Source organism: Fluviicola taffensis DSM 16823 (assembly GCF_000194605.1).
GTDB classification, from domain to species: domain Bacteria; phylum Bacteroidota; class Bacteroidia; order Flavobacteriales_D; family Crocinitomicaceae; genus Fluviicola; species Fluviicola taffensis.
This window is the reverse complement of record NC_015321.1, coordinates 2,404,584-2,420,393: the sequence shown is the minus strand read 5'-3', so window position 1 is coordinate 2,420,393 and position 15,810 is coordinate 2,404,584. Positions and strand designations below refer to the sequence as shown.

Annotated in this window: 12 protein-coding genes; 4 read left to right on the top strand and 8 right to left on the bottom strand. The window is 37.8% G+C overall.

Features of this window, described 5'->3' with window-relative positions; translation table 11 throughout:
* Window positions 1-50: 50 nt before the first annotated feature.
* From FLUTA_RS10480 to FLUTA_RS10460, 5 genes are all read right to left on the bottom strand, one after another.
* Window positions 51-620 carry a leucine-rich repeat domain-containing protein gene (locus FLUTA_RS10480; protein ID WP_013686850.1) on the bottom strand — a complete coding sequence of 190 codons (570 nt, stop codon included), beginning with the start codon at window positions 618-620 and terminating at the stop codon, window positions 51-53.
* Window positions 580-1,518: a bifunctional riboflavin kinase/FAD synthetase gene (locus FLUTA_RS10475; RefSeq protein WP_013686849.1), complete on the bottom strand. Its 939-nt coding sequence runs from the start codon at window positions 1,516-1,518 to the stop codon at window positions 580-582. The genes FLUTA_RS10480 and FLUTA_RS10475 overlap by 41 nt, the downstream gene beginning before the upstream one ends.
* 68 nt (window positions 1,519-1,586) lie before the next feature.
* Window positions 1,587-4,973: a choice-of-anchor L domain-containing protein gene (locus FLUTA_RS10470; RefSeq protein WP_013686848.1), complete on the bottom strand. Its 3,387-nt coding sequence runs from the start codon at window positions 4,971-4,973 to the stop codon at window positions 1,587-1,589.
* A 15-nt stretch (window positions 4,974-4,988) separates the two neighbouring features.
* On the bottom strand, window positions 4,989-5,384 hold the full coding sequence (locus tag FLUTA_RS10465) for a hypothetical protein (protein WP_043023770.1): 396 nt from the start codon (window positions 5,382-5,384) through the stop codon (window positions 4,989-4,991).
* A gap of 221 nt (window positions 5,385-5,605) precedes the next feature.
* Window positions 5,606-8,464 (bottom strand): T9SS C-terminal target domain-containing protein, encoded by a 2,859-nt coding sequence (locus tag FLUTA_RS10460; RefSeq protein ID WP_043023769.1) that lies wholly within the window; start codon window positions 8,462-8,464, stop codon window positions 5,606-5,608.
* A 199-nt stretch (window positions 8,465-8,663) separates the two neighbouring features.
* Between FLUTA_RS10460 and FLUTA_RS10455 the strand changes: the two genes are divergently transcribed.
* The 4 genes from FLUTA_RS10455 (at window position 8,664) to sufD (ending at window position 12,575) form a co-directional block, all read left to right on the top strand.
* Window positions 8,664-8,987, top strand: coding sequence for a HesB/IscA family protein (locus FLUTA_RS10455; RefSeq protein ID WP_013686845.1), 324 nt, complete (start codon window positions 8,664-8,666; stop codon window positions 8,985-8,987).
* A gap of 17 nt (window positions 8,988-9,004) precedes the next feature.
* Entirely contained in the window at window positions 9,005-10,450 is a 1,446-nt protein-coding gene (sufB, locus tag FLUTA_RS10450) for a Fe-S cluster assembly protein SufB (protein WP_013686844.1), read from the top strand.
* Window positions 10,451-10,539: 89 nt separating this feature from the next.
* Window positions 10,540-11,292 (top strand): Fe-S cluster assembly ATPase SufC, encoded by a 753-nt coding sequence (gene sufC / locus FLUTA_RS10445; RefSeq protein WP_013686843.1) that lies wholly within the window; start codon window positions 10,540-10,542, stop codon window positions 11,290-11,292.
* A gap of 14 nt (window positions 11,293-11,306) precedes the next feature.
* Entirely contained in the window at window positions 11,307-12,575 is a 1,269-nt protein-coding gene (gene sufD, locus FLUTA_RS10440; protein WP_013686842.1) for a Fe-S cluster assembly protein SufD, read from the top strand.
* 73 nt (window positions 12,576-12,648) lie between these two features.
* Here the strand turns inward: sufD and FLUTA_RS10435 are convergent, their stop codons facing one another.
* Genes FLUTA_RS10435 through FLUTA_RS10425 form a run of 3 tightly spaced genes read right to left on the bottom strand, consistent with a single transcriptional unit; the run spans window position 12,649 to window position 15,745 of the window.
* Window positions 12,649-12,918 carry a hypothetical protein gene (locus tag FLUTA_RS10435; protein WP_013686841.1) on the bottom strand — a complete coding sequence of 90 codons (270 nt, stop codon included), beginning with the start codon at window positions 12,916-12,918 and terminating at the stop codon, window positions 12,649-12,651.
* A 13-nt stretch (window positions 12,919-12,931) separates the two neighbouring features.
* Window positions 12,932-13,954 carry a collagen-like domain-containing protein gene (locus tag FLUTA_RS21955; protein WP_013686840.1) on the bottom strand — a complete coding sequence of 341 codons (1,023 nt, stop codon included), beginning with the start codon at window positions 13,952-13,954 and terminating at the stop codon, window positions 12,932-12,934.
* Window positions 13,955-13,966: 12 nt separating this feature from the next.
* Complete coding sequence (locus FLUTA_RS10425) at window positions 13,967-15,745, bottom strand: T9SS type B sorting domain-containing protein (protein WP_013686839.1); 1,779 nt, start codon at window positions 15,743-15,745, stop codon at window positions 13,967-13,969.
* Between the last annotated feature and the right edge of the window lie 65 nt (window positions 15,746-15,810).

Below are 15,810 nucleotides of genomic sequence, written 5' to 3'. Positions count from 1 at the left end.
ATTTCTCAAATTAATGATGTAGATCAGCCTTCGTCCACTAAAGCAGACTCCTACTCTACGCAATGACATGGTGGATCAAAATACCACTTAACGTTTGGCATTCCTTCCATCCATTTTGCTTGGAATTGTGGACCAAACATGATACTACGCATATCAACATACTCCAATTTTTTTAGTGCAAATAATTCTTCCGGTAAACCAGAAAGCGGATTATCCCAGATATCCAGCACCTTTAATTCGGATAAATATCCAATACAAGAAGGCAATGTGGAAATTTCATTTCTTGCTAAATGCACTTTTTGAAGCTTGGGAAGCTGACAAATAACAACCGCATCTGGCAAGCTGTTTTTTGTTGCATCTAACGTTTTCAATTTTTTAAACACATTCATTGACACGGGAAGTTCTTCCAACTTATTTTTTGAAATATTTAAATATTTCAAATTCTTAAACGAATAAAGTTTATCTGGAAGAGTTTTCCATTTAAGCTTAGAAGCATCAATGGCATATATTGTATCAGGATTGGCTTTTTGAACCTCATCCCATTTGTAAATTCTCAGCGAATCTTGAGCAAAGATCCCATTAAATGAGAGAAGAAAAGTAATTGCGAGCAGAAATTTCATCCAATTGAATTTGATTTTTTAAATCTTCTATATTTTCAAAACGTTGTTCATCACGTATTCGTTGCTTGACTTCAACTTTTATGAATTGATCGTAAATGTCTTCATTAAAATCAAAGAGGTAAACCTCAATAGTAACAGAGCCATTGTTTGCAATAGTTGGGCGTGTTCCAATATTCATAACTGCATGATAGCTTTTTGAACCAATATGAACCTGCGCAGCATACACGCCATTTTTAGGAACAATCTTTTCTGTGTTATCTAAATCGATATTTGCAGTTGGAAAACCAATAGTTCTTCCAATTTGTTGACCTTTAACAACCTTTCCTTGCAAAACAAAAGAGCTTCCCAATAATTGATTCGCGTATTCAACATTTCCATCCAAAATAGCATTTCGAATCTTGGTAGAACTAATCGCTGTTTCTTCTAAGAAGATTGCAGGCAACTGAAAAACGCTAAAATCATACAATTCTCCTAGTTCTTGTAATTCTTGAAAAGATCCTTCCCTGTTTTTTCCGAAATGATGATCGTGGCCAATATGCATCTCGCTCACACCAATTTGATTCACTAAAACATCCCGCACAAATTCCATTGCGGATAGCCGCGAAAACTCTTTCGTGAACGGAAACAGAATAACAGTATCCAATCCCAATTCCTTTAACTTTTCAAGTTTCTCATCCACTGTGTCAATCAATTTAACAGAGTAACTCTCCGGATATAACACTTTTCTCGGATGCGGATCGAAAGTAAAAAGCACCGATTCTTTATTCTCTGTTCTTGCTTTTTCAACCAGGGAACGAATAATTTCCTGATGACCAAGATGAACGCCATCGTAAGTCCCCAAAGTAAGAATTGGTCTATTAAATTTTTCCTCTGAATTCAACTGCCGAACTACACGCATAGTACAAATGTAGTCAAACAAAAAAAGACTACATCAGATGCAGTCTTTTTTGATTCAAGTTTTACGTTTTATCTGATTAATTGAATATTTCCTTGACCAGTGAGCATCGTTCCATTAATTCCTTCGATTTCATATTTAAAGAAGTAAACACCTTCAGAAGACATATCTCCATTCACTGTACCATCCCACGAGCCATGTACATTGTCATAATCACACATTTTATTTCCCCAACGATTGAAAATAGAAACTTTCACAGATTTCACATAGCTAACCGTAATGAAAAATTCATCGTTGTTTTTATCATTGTTTGGAGTAAAAATATTTGGAATGACAATGATTGGATCAGGGAAAGGGATCACTGTAATCAAAAGCGTATCAGTATCAATACAAGAGCCATTTGCTGCAGTTAAAACAACCATGTATTGTCCAGAATTGGAGTAATTAGATTGCTGACCAACATCTGTAGTTGCATTCAACTCACTTCCGTTTCCAAAATTCCAATGATAGGTTGAAGCATTGGATGAATTATTATCAAAATTCACGGTCAAAACTGGATTTCCAGAATTCACATCGGAAGAAATAGATGCTGTTGGAATTGGAACCACTGAAATAGTTACTTGATCCGTATTCGTACAACCATTTACATCTGTGCCCGTTAGTGTATAAGTTTGGGTTGATCCTGGAACAAAAGGAACTCCATTTGAAACTCCATTATTCCAAGTGTAAGAAACTGCTCCTGAACCGTTCAAAATAATATTTCCTCCCACACAAACTGATAAATCAATCCCTGCAGAAACAGTTGGTAATGCATTTACCGTTACAACTACTTGGTCAGTGCTTTCACATCCATTGGCGTTCGTTCCAGTTACCGTATAGGTCTGAGTACTTCCAGGATTAAATGAAACTCCGTTTGCTACTCCATTACTCCAAACATACGTTTGTGGCGCCCCTGTTGCTGTTAAAATAACACTTCCATCTTGACAAACAGCCTGATCAATACCTGCATTAACTGGCGTAGAAGGATTAACGGTAACTATTACTTGATCCGTATTTGTACATCCATTAGAATTAGTCCCAGTAACCGTATAGGTTTGTGTTGAACTTGGTGTAAATGATGTTCCATTTGTTACTCCATTATTCCAAGTGTAAGAAACCGCGCCAGAACCGTTCAACGTCACACCAATACCTTGACATACTGATTGCGGCAAACCAGCATCAACTATTGGTAGTGGGTTTACAGTTACAACTACTTGATCTGTTCCTTGACAACCAAAAGCATCTGTTCCTGTTACTGAGTATGTTTGTGTGGAAACTGGTATAAATGAAACCGTATTCGTTACTCCATTATTCCAAACATAGGCCTGTCCACCTGTTGCAGACAAAGTAATTGATCCTCCTGCACAAACAGATTGATCAACTCCAGCATTCACAATTAATCCTGAACTAAGTGTTACTAAAACCTGATCGGTATTTTCGCACCCATTTACATCCGTTCCTGTTACTGTATAGGTTTGGGTTGAAGCTGGTGTAAATGAAACTGCATTTGTCACTCCATTATTCCAAACATACGTTTGTGCTCCTGAACCACTTAAAGTAATTGATCCCCCAGCGCATACTATTTGATCCGTACCAGCATTGACAGTAGGAAGTGGATTCACTGTAACAAGCACTTGATCTGTTCCCTGACAGCCATTGGCATCTGTTCCTGTAACAGTATATGTTTGCGTACTTGCAGGAGTAAATGAAACCCCATTGGTTACACTGTTGTTCCAAGAATACGTTTGGGAACCAGAACCAGAGAGAATAACAGTTTCACCTTGACAAATAGTTTGATCTATTCCTGCATTAACTATTGGAGCTGCATTAACAGTAATTGTCAAAGCATCGGTTGATGAACATCCATTTGCAGCTGTTCCAGTAACGTTGTAAGTTGTTGTAATAATTGGTGAAACCGAAACTCCATTTCCTGCCCCCAATCCATTATCCCAAGTATAAGTTATTCCTCCACTCGCAGTTAAAGTAGTATTTCCTCCCGAACAAATTGAAACATTTGCTCCAGCATCTATTACAGGTGGTGCACCAACAAAAACAGTAACCTGGTCGGTTGCAGTTCTTCCACATTGATCAGTTGCAGTTACTGTGTAAACGGTTGTAGATGGTGGTAAAACAGAAACAGCTTGTGTATTTCCCGCTCCATTATCCCAAGAATAAGTGACCGCTCCATTTCCGTTGGCAGCCGTTGCAGATAAATTAGCAGACGCAACTCCTCCACACACATCTGCATCTGGTCCTGCATTTACAGTTAGCGGAACTGCATCATCAATATTTATAATTGCCGTTCCCATCGCACAAACACTAATCGGATAACTACATTCAATGGTTTCAATTCCTTCAGCCAACGCATCGGTAAAAACATTGATCGGTAAATTAATGGAAGTTTGTCCAGCAGGAATCGTAATTGTTGTTGGTAATGAAGAGTAATCGACACCACTGGTTGCAGTTCCTCCCCAAGTTACGTTAAATGAATAGTCAGAAGCTTGGGCAGTTGGAATTGTAAATGTGATTGTATTAGAATTGAAACATTCTTCATACAAAGCAGTTCCAAAGGGATAAGTTGCGGCTAAAGAGAGTGGTGGATTTCCAACTGCAAATAAACCATCTTGTTGGATAAATACCCATGAATCATAAATCTGATCAAATCCATCAGCAAGCATCAAACGGATATGATATGTTTGACACGGCGTTACAGTCTGAGAAGCAGTAAGTACCGTTGTAAATCCATTCATTGCATTATTAAATGTGCTGCTGCAATTGTCATTGTAGTAAGTACAATTGTTACAAGGGCCTGAAGAACATGCATTGTTGCCAAAAAAAGTGGCTGCATACCCATTATTAATAGAATTGATTGTTACTGGAGTAGAGGTAGAGGGAACCAATGCGATATTCTGAGTCCCCGCAATTCCCGGTCCGCTAATAAGAAAAGCGAAAACATCGTTGTAAATATCATCCACAAAATTGTTATATTCCTCTGAGCCAAACTGAAAATTTACGTTAATCTGGTTAGTTATTGGCACAAAGTCAAATTCTAAAATAATTCCATCGTAAGTGCTAAAGCCAGCAATTGTATTCAGTTGAGAGATACCGTTAACTCCACTATTATCATTACTCTTTAATGCAGTCCCTGTAATTTCACCAGCTGTATTTACAAAACCCGTACTCATTACAACACCATTATTCATAGTAGCCCCCAAGCCTCCTGAAACACCACCTGTAAATTGAGCAATTGCACCTGCATCTCCAGTGAGTGTAACATTGGAAAAGGACACACCCGTTCCACAGATATTAGCCACATAATTGTTGATGGTTGTTTGTGACAAATTAATCTGACTGAAGCCGATTTTTCCGATTGCGAAAAATCCAATCATCAAAATAGTCGTATATATTTTTTGCATCATTCTGATTTTATGTGATTAATCGACAATTTGGTAACCTGCGTAACCAAATAAACGAGTTGAACTAATTAATAAACGGGTAGTGTTCTTCTCTTCTATCGTTTGAGTAGTTACTAATTCAACTTCATTCTGAGCATTGACTGAAAGAGAAATAAAACCTTCTAGTTTTCGAAAATTCTCTAATGAACGATCCAGCATGCTTTGCTCTGGAGAAGTAAGTACTTGAAATGAATAAACAATTTGGTTTTCCTTTTCAGCTCTGTGAATATTCACAGGTGCACTTTCAACAAATGAAATTGCATGAAATGCAGAAGGGTTGGATTGAAAAGAAAATGCAAGGGTTTGCGAAAGTACTAAGGCCAAAGACACAAGTACATACTTATTCTTTTCGAAGATTCGAAATGATAATCTCATATGTAGTAGTAATAGTATACTATCGACAAAAACCAACAATTCAGATTTTCATCAACAGATGTAGTAAGTAATAAGCTAAAAATAATTTATTAATTCTTTACAAACCAAATACTTGATATTTTATTAACACAATGCTTTTCAAGGGTTTAAATCCAAACATGGATTTTATATCAATCGGATACTTCTCTCTGATGAAAGAGGCATCCGATTGAATTATTATTTTAATCTCTAATCAATTGAATATCCCCATGTCCAGTTTGTGTAGTTCCATCTAAACCATTTACCGTATACTTATAGAAGTAAACACCTTCAGAGGACATATTTCCATTCACCTTTCCATCCCATGAGCCATTGATATCTGAAATTTTTGCCATAAAATTCCCCCATCTATTTACAATGATTAATTCTATAGAAGTTGCATTCTCCAATTTCACGAAGAACACATCATTGTTTGAATCTCCATTTGGTGTAAATATATTTGGAACAACAACACTTAAAGGTGCATAAGGGAAAACTATGACTTGCAATTCTGCAGTGTCTTGACAAACTCCATTACTTGCTGTAAGAACTACCGTATACGTTCCGGGTGTATTATAAGTTGAACTTGGGGTCAATGAGATATTTGACGTTTGAAAAGTTGAACCATTTCCATATTCGTAATGATATGAATTTGAGTTCGTACTTGCATTCGTGAATTGAACAACCAACCCAGGATGTCCTGACAATGGTGAATTCGCTCCTAACACTGCCGTTGGAATTGGAAGAACTGTAATTATTAAAGTATCTGTATTAGTACATCCATTTGCATCTGTTCCAGTCACTACTAATGAACTCACTCCTAAATTCGGCGTGAAGCTCGTATTGTTTGGTACTGAATTAGACCAAGAATAGGAAACCCCTCCTGCCCCACTTAATATGATTTGGCTTCCCAAGCAGATTGTTTGATCATTTCCAGCATTAATTGATGGTTTAGGATTAACCGTTACTTGAATTTGAGCAGTTGAATTACAGTTATTTACATCTGTCGCAGTTACAATATAAGTGGTAGTTGCTACTGGAGTAACTGTATTTGCTTGTCCATTCGGTAAGGAATTACTCCATGTATACACATAACCACCAGCTCCGCCAGCTGCTTGAGCATTCATAGTAACAGATCCCTCAATACATGTTGACAAAGGAGTATTTGTAGTTATGCTAATTACAGTTGGTTCTGTTATTGTAACAGAAACTGTATCACGGCAGTTATTTCCATCTGTTACCACGTAATTATATGTGCCAGCTCCTAAACCAGTAAATGTATTGGATGTTTGAGAAGTTCCCCCAACCAAAGAATACGTATATGGTGCTGGTGTTCCTGTTCCTCCTAACTGAACCGTTCCATCACTCAATCCGTTACATGAAACATCTTGATCATCAATTAAAAGTGCTGTTAGATTATTAATAACATCCACGATTGCGGAGGTAGAAGCAGAACACCCATTATCATCAACAACTTGAACGGTATATGTTCCTCCAGCTAGGTTAGCAAAAGTAGCATTTGTTTGAGAAGTTCCTCCATTCAACGAATAATGTAAAACTCCAGTTCCACCTGCTCCAGAAACAGTTAAACTTCCATCATTTCCAGAACAGCTTGCATCCGTTGACGAAACAAAAGATAAGGTAACGACAGCAGGCTCAGTAATCGTAACTGGTTGCGAATCCGTGCATCCATTTACATCTGTTACTTGAATGGTATATGATCCTGCAGCTAAATTTGAATACGTTCCACTTGTTTGGCTAGAGCCTCCATTCAAGGTATAATTAAGTGGGGCTTGTCCTCCAGAAACAGCAGTCACAGCAGAACCATTTGAATCACCATTACAAGATACATTTGTAGTGCTCGCAATTGTTAAATCAATAATAGTAGGTAAAGGAACATTTGCAGAAATACTTCCTTGACAACCATTTGCGTCTTGCACTAAAATCGTATAATTTCCTCCTGCCAAATTAGTAAATACACCACTTGACTGCCAATTTGCTCCATTATCAATTGAATATTGGTATCCACCTGCACCACCTGTTCCTAGTACCTCAACACTACCTGTCGCTCCTGTACAAGACGAAGGTGTTGAAGCAATCTCATTTCCTGATGGAGTTGCGGGATCCGGAGTCACAATCATATCATCCGTTTTGACAATAACAGTTCCATCACAAGCAGTATAAGTAACTTGTGCAGTATATGTAGTCGCTACAGTTGGACAGACATTTACACTAGTTCCAGTTCCGATACTTGTCGCACCTTGAAACCACTGAGTAGTATAAATTGGAGCTCCATTTGGAGTAAAACGCCATGCTTCAGGCGTTGTCACCGTCCAAGCTGGTGTAGCATTCCGACCTGGCGCAGCCACACCTGCAGTTCCTGCAGGATTTTGAATCCCAACAATTGCATATCCATCTTCCCAACTATTACATGTTGCTTTATTATTTACATATACATCAATCACATTGGTCGTTTCATACAAAACCATCATGTGAGTGCTATGCAAATTAGTACAATCAAAATGTGCCAAATTATTAAAAGACACAACGAAAATTCGACAAGGTGCAGCTCCTAAAACATACCAATTAACAGTACCATCTTCTGAAGGATCGATGTCATGGAGCACACCGTATACATCACCATAGGCTCTCAATGTTAAATTTGGGCAATTCCCAGGATATTCATAAGGCTGACTTGTTGGAGCATAAGTTCCAAACTTAATGGATCCATTAGAACCAATCTTACACGTTGTATAAGTCTGTCCATAATAGCAAAAATTAAATGGTAATGCAATCTGCGGACTCCAAACATCATCTGTATTTACCGAAACAGCAGTACCGCCAGCCTGATTGTAAGCAATTGGTGGTGTATGCGGAATAGATCCTACAACATAAGTTGACGTTGCTCCTGCATGAAATGGCACTGCATTTAATGTAGCGCAGGGCTGATTGCAAGTAAGTGTCTGATCTGAACCCGCATCAACACTTGGACAACCAGGGAATTGAGCATTAGCTGTTGAAATTACTGATAGTAAAGCTATCAGAGTAGTAGTAAGTTTCATATGTATGAAAGTAAAGTAAGTAACGATACATAAAACGATGGTTACTAAAAAAGGTTGCACAGTTATAATGAATAATTAAAAAATTCGTTGGGAATATTTATAAGAAAATAATTGCACCACTACCATAAATGTGGTATTTTTGTCAACGAAATAACTCTTTATTTAAAATTAATCTAAATAAAGACACAACATACTTGTCATGATTACAGTTACAGAACAAGCAAAAAAACAAGCAATCCGCTTGATGGAAGACGACGGCAAAGCAGGGTATTTTATTCGCGTTGGAGTTGAAGGTGGAGGTTGCTCCGGATTGATGTACCAACTTACATTTGATAATCAAGAAAAGGCAGACGACAAGACTTTTGAAGACAACGGAATTAAAGTTGTTGTTGATAAAAAAAGCTTTTTATACCTCGTAGGAACAACCTTAGATTTTTCGGGTGGTTTGAACGGAAAAGGATTTATTTTTTCCAATCCAAATGCAGGAAGAACCTGTGGCTGTGGAGAATCTTTTTCATTATAATATATAGACAGATTTAGATGGGTTATACTGAAAATGATTTAGCGAAAGATTTAGAAAATTCGGAATATAAATTCGGATTTACAACGGATATCGAGTCTGACAGAGCTCCTATTGGATTAAATGAAGACATTATTCGGTTTATTTCTGCTAAAAAAGAAGAACCAAGTTGGTTATTAGAATACCGATTAAAATGCTTTCATATTTGGTCGGAAATGACGGAACCTACATGGGCTCACATTTCTTATCCAAAACCCAATTTCCAAGGAATTTCTTATTACGCAGCTCCAAAACAGACTAAAAAGTACGAAAGTTGGGACGATGTAGATCCAGAGATGAAAGCAACCATGGCGAAATTGGGAATTTCAATGGAGGAACAGCAACGCTTAACTGGTGTTGCGGTAGATTTCGTAATGGATTCTGTTTCAGTAGCAACTAGCTTTAAAGCCAAATTGAAAGAATTGGGAATCATTTTCTGTTCTTTCTCAGAAGCTGTACAAGAACATCCTGAATTGGTAAAACAATACATGGGTTCAGTAGTTCCTGCAACAGATAATTTCTATGCAGCTTTGAATTCAGCTGTTTTTACAGATGGGTCTTTCTGCTACATACCCAAAGGGGTTCGTTGCCCCATGGAATTATCAACTTATTTCCGAATTAACGAAGCAAATACTGGACAATTCGAACGCACTTTAGTCATTGCGGATGAAGGTTCGTATGTTTCTTATTTGGAAGGTTGTACTGCGCCACAAAGAGATGAAAATCAATTACATGCCGCTGTTGTTGAATTAGTTGCATTGAACGATGCGGAAATTAAATATTCAACAGTACAAAACTGGTATCCTGGAGATAAAAACGGACAAGGGGGGATTTTCAACTTTGTAACGAAACGTGGAATTTGTGAAACGAATGCGAAGATTTCGTGGACTCAAGTTGAGACAGGTTCTGCTGTTACCTGGAAATATCCTTCGTGTATTTTGAAAGGGGATAACTCCATCGGTGAATTTTATTCTGTTGCGGTTACAAATAACTACCAACAAGCCGATACTGGAACGAAAATGATTCATTTAGGTAAAAACACCAAAAGCACGATTATTTCCAAAGGAATTTCTGCAGGTAAATCACACAATTCATACCGCGGATTGGTTCAGATCCATAAAAACGCACACAATGCCCGCAATTTCTCTCAATGTGATTCATTATTGATGACCGATGAGTGTGGAGCACATACATTTCCGTATATCGAATGTAAAAATCCAACTGCTAAAATCGAACATGAAGCAACAACCTCTAAAATTGGAGAAGATCAAATTTTCTATTGTTTACAACGCGGTATTTCGGAGGAAAAAGCGATTAGTTTGATTGTGAATGGATATTGTAAAGAAGTATTGAATCAGCTTCCAATGGAATTTGCTGTAGAAGCACAGAAATTATTGACGATTAGTTTAGAAGGATCGGTGGGATAGAAAAATTAGCAATGAGTTAATTATTAATTATCAAGAATAACGCTCAGTTTGATAATTGATAATTCAGCCATTCATAATTAAAGAATAGGATGTTAAAGATAAATAATTTACACGCGTCGATTGACGGAAAAGAAATTCTAAAAGGTCTAAACCTAGAAGTGAAAGCTGGAGAAGTTCATGCTATCATGGGGCCAAATGGCGCAGGAAAAAGTACCTTGGCCAACATTTTAGCAGGTCGTGAAGAATACGAAATCACAGAAGGTTCAGTTGATTTTGATGGAACAGATTTACTTGAAATGGCTACAGAAGATCGTGCTAGAGAAGGTTTGTTTTTGGCTTTTCAATATCCAGTTGAAATTCCGGGTGTTTCTAACGTTAATTTCTTGCGTACAGCATTGAATGAAATTAAAGAATATAGAGGTGAACCACAAATCTCCGCGAAAGACTTCATGGCTTTGGTAAAAGAAAAATCAGCAATCGTTGAATTAGATGCAAAATTAGCTTCTCGCTCTGTAAACGAAGGTTTTTCTGGAGGTGAGAAGAAACGCAACGAGATATTTCAAATGGCGATGTTAGATCCCAAGTTGGCGATTCTAGACGAAACAGATTCTGGGTTGGACATTGATGCATTGCGAATTGTTGCAAACGGAGTGAACAAATTGAAATCTGATAAAAATGCAACGATCGTAATCACACACTATCAACGTTTATTAGACTATATCGTTCCTGATTTTGTTCATGTACTTTACAATGGTCAAATTGTAAAATCAGGTCCAAAAGAATTGGCACTTGAATTAGAAGAAAAAGGATACGACTGGATTAAAGCAGAATTTGCTCAATAATTTAAATCATACAGATGCAAACCATTGAAAAAGAATCGGCAGCAAGTGTGAATTGGCAATTAAAAGGCAACTTTTTATTAAATGCCACATTGCGTCAAAAAGCACTTGAGATTTTAGAGCAAACGGCTTTTCCAACAACTAGAACAGAGGCTTGGAAATATACGCGTGTCGCAAAAATTAAAAACAGCACACTTTCCGTTCAGGAAAATCCAATAACTGTAAACGGGTATTTTGGTTTAGAAGAAAATTCGATTCAATATGTATTCGTTAACGGACATTTTTCAGCTGAATTATCCTCCAAATCATTTCCTGATGGAGTAAAAATTCTTCCACTTTCTCAAATGGATGAGGCGGAAGTACTTGTTTTGGGTAGAAATGTTGGATTGGACGGAGAAATTTTTTCTTCCATAAACACGGCTTATGTAACGGACGGATTGTATGTTCACGTATCTGCTAAAATGCAAATTGAGCCAACTATTGAAATCATTCAGATTAATACAGGAAAGAATATTTTGACAAATTTGCGGCATGTATTGGTTGCAGAAGCATTTTCAAAAGTTCAATTGATTCAACGATCTCTTTCTGTAAATGGAACAGAGAATTTCACCAACGTTATTTCTGAAATTCATGTGGGCAAAAACGCATATGTAACGATCGATAAATTACAAGAAGAGGATGAATCTTGTTCTCAAATTTCTACAGAATTAGTCAATCAGCATCAAGATTCTAATTTCACAATCAATACAGTGACACTGAATGGAGCTTTGGTTCGTAACAACTTGACTATTGAAGTAGACGGCCAAAACTGTGAAACACATTTGAACGGAGCATACATTTTGAACGGAAATCAACATGTGGATAATCATACAATTGTAGATCACAAAGTCGCAAACTGTGAATCCTTCGAATTATACAAAGGTGTGATTGATGGAAAAGCAACAGCTGTATTCAATGGAAAGGTCTATGTTCGGAAAGACGCACAAAAAATCAATGCTTTCCAGTCAAACGGAAATGTTTTATTAAGCAATGATGCAACAGTCAACAGCAAACCAGAATTGGAAATTTATGCCGACGATGTAAAATGCTCTCACGGATCAACAACTGGTCAATTAGACGAAGAAGCTGTTTTCTATTTACGTGCAAGAGGTCTAAGTGAAGCAAGTGCTCGTCAATTGATGGTTGGGGCATTCATTGAAGATGTCATTCAAAAAATAGAAAACCAAGCGGTGACAAACCGCATTCATACAATATTGAAAGAACGATTCAATTGGGTAATTGAATAAATCAATTCTTTTACAAAACAAAAAATCCCGCTTTGTTAAACATAAAGCGGGATTTTTTTATACCTAATTCGTTCTAATTTTCTCCGGATGTATTTTTCTTCTTTTCGACTTTCTCTAAAGCTAGTTCAGGAACTACATGTATCAAATTATTGTTCTTCGGATGGTTAACGGGGTCTTGAGCCCAAACAGCCATAATTGGTTCAGAAGTTTTTACTTCCAAACTGTTTTCTTTACTCTTTTGACTCAAAGAAAATGCTGCTAACGTTGGCGTTTCCTGTGCACAAATCCCTTGCAAAGAAATACAAAGCAGAAAAACAAAAAGAACCGCGAATTGATTTTTCATAGCTATTAAATATTTATTGAGCGATTGCTGAAAGTGTTGCATGCTGTCCCGTTTGTGTTACTGGATAAATCCCTACCCCAGCTGTACCATTAATCGCAGAACATCTGTATTGAACAACAACGGTATTGGATGCATTTGCATTTACAGGAACATTTTTGCTGTATCCTACACTCCATGATGTTGTTGAGTACCCATCCCAAGAATTATATACGCCTACCTTTTCAGAAGTACCTCCAACCGCAACTCCATTTACCAATACGCGAAACTCTACCAATGAATTAGAAGCAGTATAACCAAATCCTGACGCCGTGTAAATGATAAGCGCTGTTCCTGTTGTCGGAGTAAATGTAATACTCATTCCGGGAACATTTGTATAAGCTGTTGAGGTCATTGTATTATCTGCACCCATTGAAATTGAAGTCACATTTGCAGTTGGACCCGCTGGACCTTGAGGACCCGTTGCTCCTACTGCACCATCAACACCATTTGCTCCCGCTGGGCCTGCTGGGCCTTGAGGGCCTGTTGCTCCTACCGCGCCATCAACACCATTTGTTCCATTAGCTCCCGCTGGACCTGCTACACCTGGAGAACCTTGAGGGCCTGCTGGACCTTGAGGACCCATTGCTCCATCTATTCCATTTGCTCCAGCAGGACCTGTTGCACCCGCCGGACCAGTAGCTCCAGGGGTTCCTGCTGGACCTTGAGGACCAGTAGCTCCTGTTGGACCCGCTGGACCTTGAGGACCTGCCGCACCACCACTGCATAAATTTTGCCAAGATAGTGATGTGCTTTCATAAAAGAAAAAGCAATTTACATCAATATCATAAACAAGTAATCCTTCCGTAGGCACTGCTATAGCATTCCGTTGAACGGTTGTCATTCGCGGTACTAAAACCCCTTGGTTGGTCGATTGCATTTCCAAAATTGCATTTGCATTTGGAGTAGGAGTTCCAATTCCTACATTATTTTGTGCATAAGTCGCATTCAATCCAAAGACGAAAGCAAAGACAGCAATTAGTTTGTGTTTTTGTTGCATGATACTTTTTGATTAGTTTCTAATAACAGTTACGTTACCTTGATAATTGTATTCTTTTGAAGCAGACCCTGCCTTCAACTTATAAAAATAGACCCCTTCATCTACCAATTTCCCATCTGTTTTTCCGTCCCAAATAACTGCAGGATCATTGGATACAAACATGGTATTCCCCCAACGATTTACAATGATGAGATTGAATGTTTTAATACCTGCCGTTTTGATTAAGAAGATGTCATTTGTTCCATCATTATTTGGAGTGATAATATTTGGTACAACGATATCTTGAAAAATTTCAACCGTTTGTGAACCGCTACCTGTACATCCATTTAAGTCTGTAACTAGTAATGTTACATTATAGGAATCTCCTCCATCATACAAATGACTCGGATTCTCAATGGTAGAACTATTCCCATCACCAAATGACCAATCCCAAGTTGTAGCATTTGCAGTTTGATCCTCAAATGCGTAATTAAAGCCATCTTCCGTATAAGTAAATTGAACAACTGGTGACAGATGAATTGTTGGTATACAAGTTCCTGGCAAGGAATTACATCCATTTTGTCCAATCGCAATTGCGGATACTTCTCCAGATCCTGTTGCCCAATCAGCTGTTACACTATTCGTTCCTTGTCCAGAAACAATTGTTCCACTTGATGGAAAAGTCCACTGATAATTTCCAGTGCTTCCCGTAAGTGTAAACACGTTGTTTTCGGAATTTTCGCAAAATGTTGGACAATTCAAAACAGGTGCATCAGGCCTAAGTGTTGACAATATATACGGATGACCTGGATTTACAAAATTCCATCCAGTTCTTGTTCTTGTTGTAAATCCGCCACTAATTGTAGCTGCGGTAGTTCCCATATCATTCCAATTGGCACTTGCATTTCTCCAATGAGCTATTCCAGACCAATCACCATCAGCTGCAAGGACATAGAAGACTTTCACATCCGTAGCTGCAGTACCAATCAAACGATCAATTGAATGAAAGTAAGTTGGATTCAATGTACATTCATCTCCATCCGTTTGTGACCTGTCAAAAGATTGTGTATTGGAATCAAAATTATTAAAGCGAACCGTGTATTCAGCTCCTTGGTTACTTTGTGGAGTTAATTCAACAGGACGGAAACGTGTTGTTCCTACGCTCGACCCAGTGGGAAATATATAAGGACTTGCAAAATTAGTGATTCGAGAAAGGGTTCCTGGTAACAGGCTACTCACGAAACCTTCCGATCCAAATGTGTTATTATAAGTTATTGCAGAAATTGATGAATTCGTCACGAAAAAAGTATTCGTTTGTGTTTCTAATTCACTGGAATTGATCTGAAGAAGACCCGATGGTCCAGTAGAAGCATTTACACCTTGTAGTGTTTTCTTACGATTGTTTCCTATACCCGATCCTGTTAATATCAAATTATTAAAAACCGTTGAAACAGAATTCGTAGATGTAATGAATTGTTGCGTATTTCCAAAGAGAGTAACCGTTGAAGTTCCCGCATTAAATGCTCCATTATTGATCCAATCTTGCTCAATTAAATAAAATCCATTTCCACTTACCACAGAGTTGTTTCCAATATTAAAAGTTCCTGGTATTGGGAAAGAAGAGTTTTTGGTAATGGTAACCGAACCGTTATTTGTCAGAGTAGTTGATTGGGTCAATTCTGCTCCACCATTTATTTGAACCAAAGCTCCAGAAGAAATGGATAACATGGCTCCGTTTGAAACCAAAATCTGTCCAATAGAAAAAAATGGAAATAGTATTGCCAGTAGTAGCGTACTAGTTAGTAGTTTCATGTAGTATTCAATTAATGTAGAGCAAATATAAGTTAATGGTTTCATAAACCAACCAAATCACAGAC

What these genes read in the sequence shown, in the direction of transcription:
- FLUTA_RS10480 (WP_013686850.1), bottom strand. Translation starts at nt 620, where the DNA reads ATGAAATTTCTGCTCGCAATTACTTTTCTTCTCTCATTTAATGGGATC.
- FLUTA_RS10475 (WP_013686849.1), bottom strand. Translation starts at nt 1,518, where the DNA reads ATGCGTGTAGTTCGGCAGTTGAATTCAGAGGAAAAATTTAATAGACCA.
- FLUTA_RS10470 (WP_013686848.1), bottom strand. Translation starts at nt 4,973, where the DNA reads ATGATGCAAAAAATATATACGACTATTTTGATGATTGGATTTTTCGCA.
- FLUTA_RS10465 (WP_043023770.1), bottom strand. Translation starts at nt 5,384, where the DNA reads ATGAGATTATCATTTCGAATCTTCGAAAAGAATAAGTATGTACTTGTG.
- FLUTA_RS10460 (WP_043023769.1), bottom strand. Translation starts at nt 8,464, where the DNA reads ATGAAACTTACTACTACTCTGATAGCTTTACTATCAGTAATTTCAACA.
- FLUTA_RS10455 (WP_013686845.1), top strand. Translation starts at nt 8,664, where the DNA reads ATGATTACAGTTACAGAACAAGCAAAAAAACAAGCAATCCGCTTGATG.
- sufB (WP_013686844.1), top strand. Translation starts at nt 9,005, where the DNA reads ATGGGTTATACTGAAAATGATTTAGCGAAAGATTTAGAAAATTCGGAA.
- sufC (WP_013686843.1), top strand. Translation starts at nt 10,540, where the DNA reads ATGTTAAAGATAAATAATTTACACGCGTCGATTGACGGAAAAGAAATT.
- sufD (WP_013686842.1), top strand. Translation starts at nt 11,307, where the DNA reads ATGCAAACCATTGAAAAAGAATCGGCAGCAAGTGTGAATTGGCAATTA.
- FLUTA_RS10435 (WP_013686841.1), bottom strand. Translation starts at nt 12,918, where the DNA reads ATGAAAAATCAATTCGCGGTTCTTTTTGTTTTTCTGCTTTGTATTTCT.
- FLUTA_RS21955 (WP_013686840.1), bottom strand. Translation starts at nt 13,954, where the DNA reads ATGCAACAAAAACACAAACTAATTGCTGTCTTTGCTTTCGTCTTTGGA.
- FLUTA_RS10425 (WP_013686839.1), bottom strand. Translation starts at nt 15,745, where the DNA reads ATGAAACTACTAACTAGTACGCTACTACTGGCAATACTATTTCCATTT.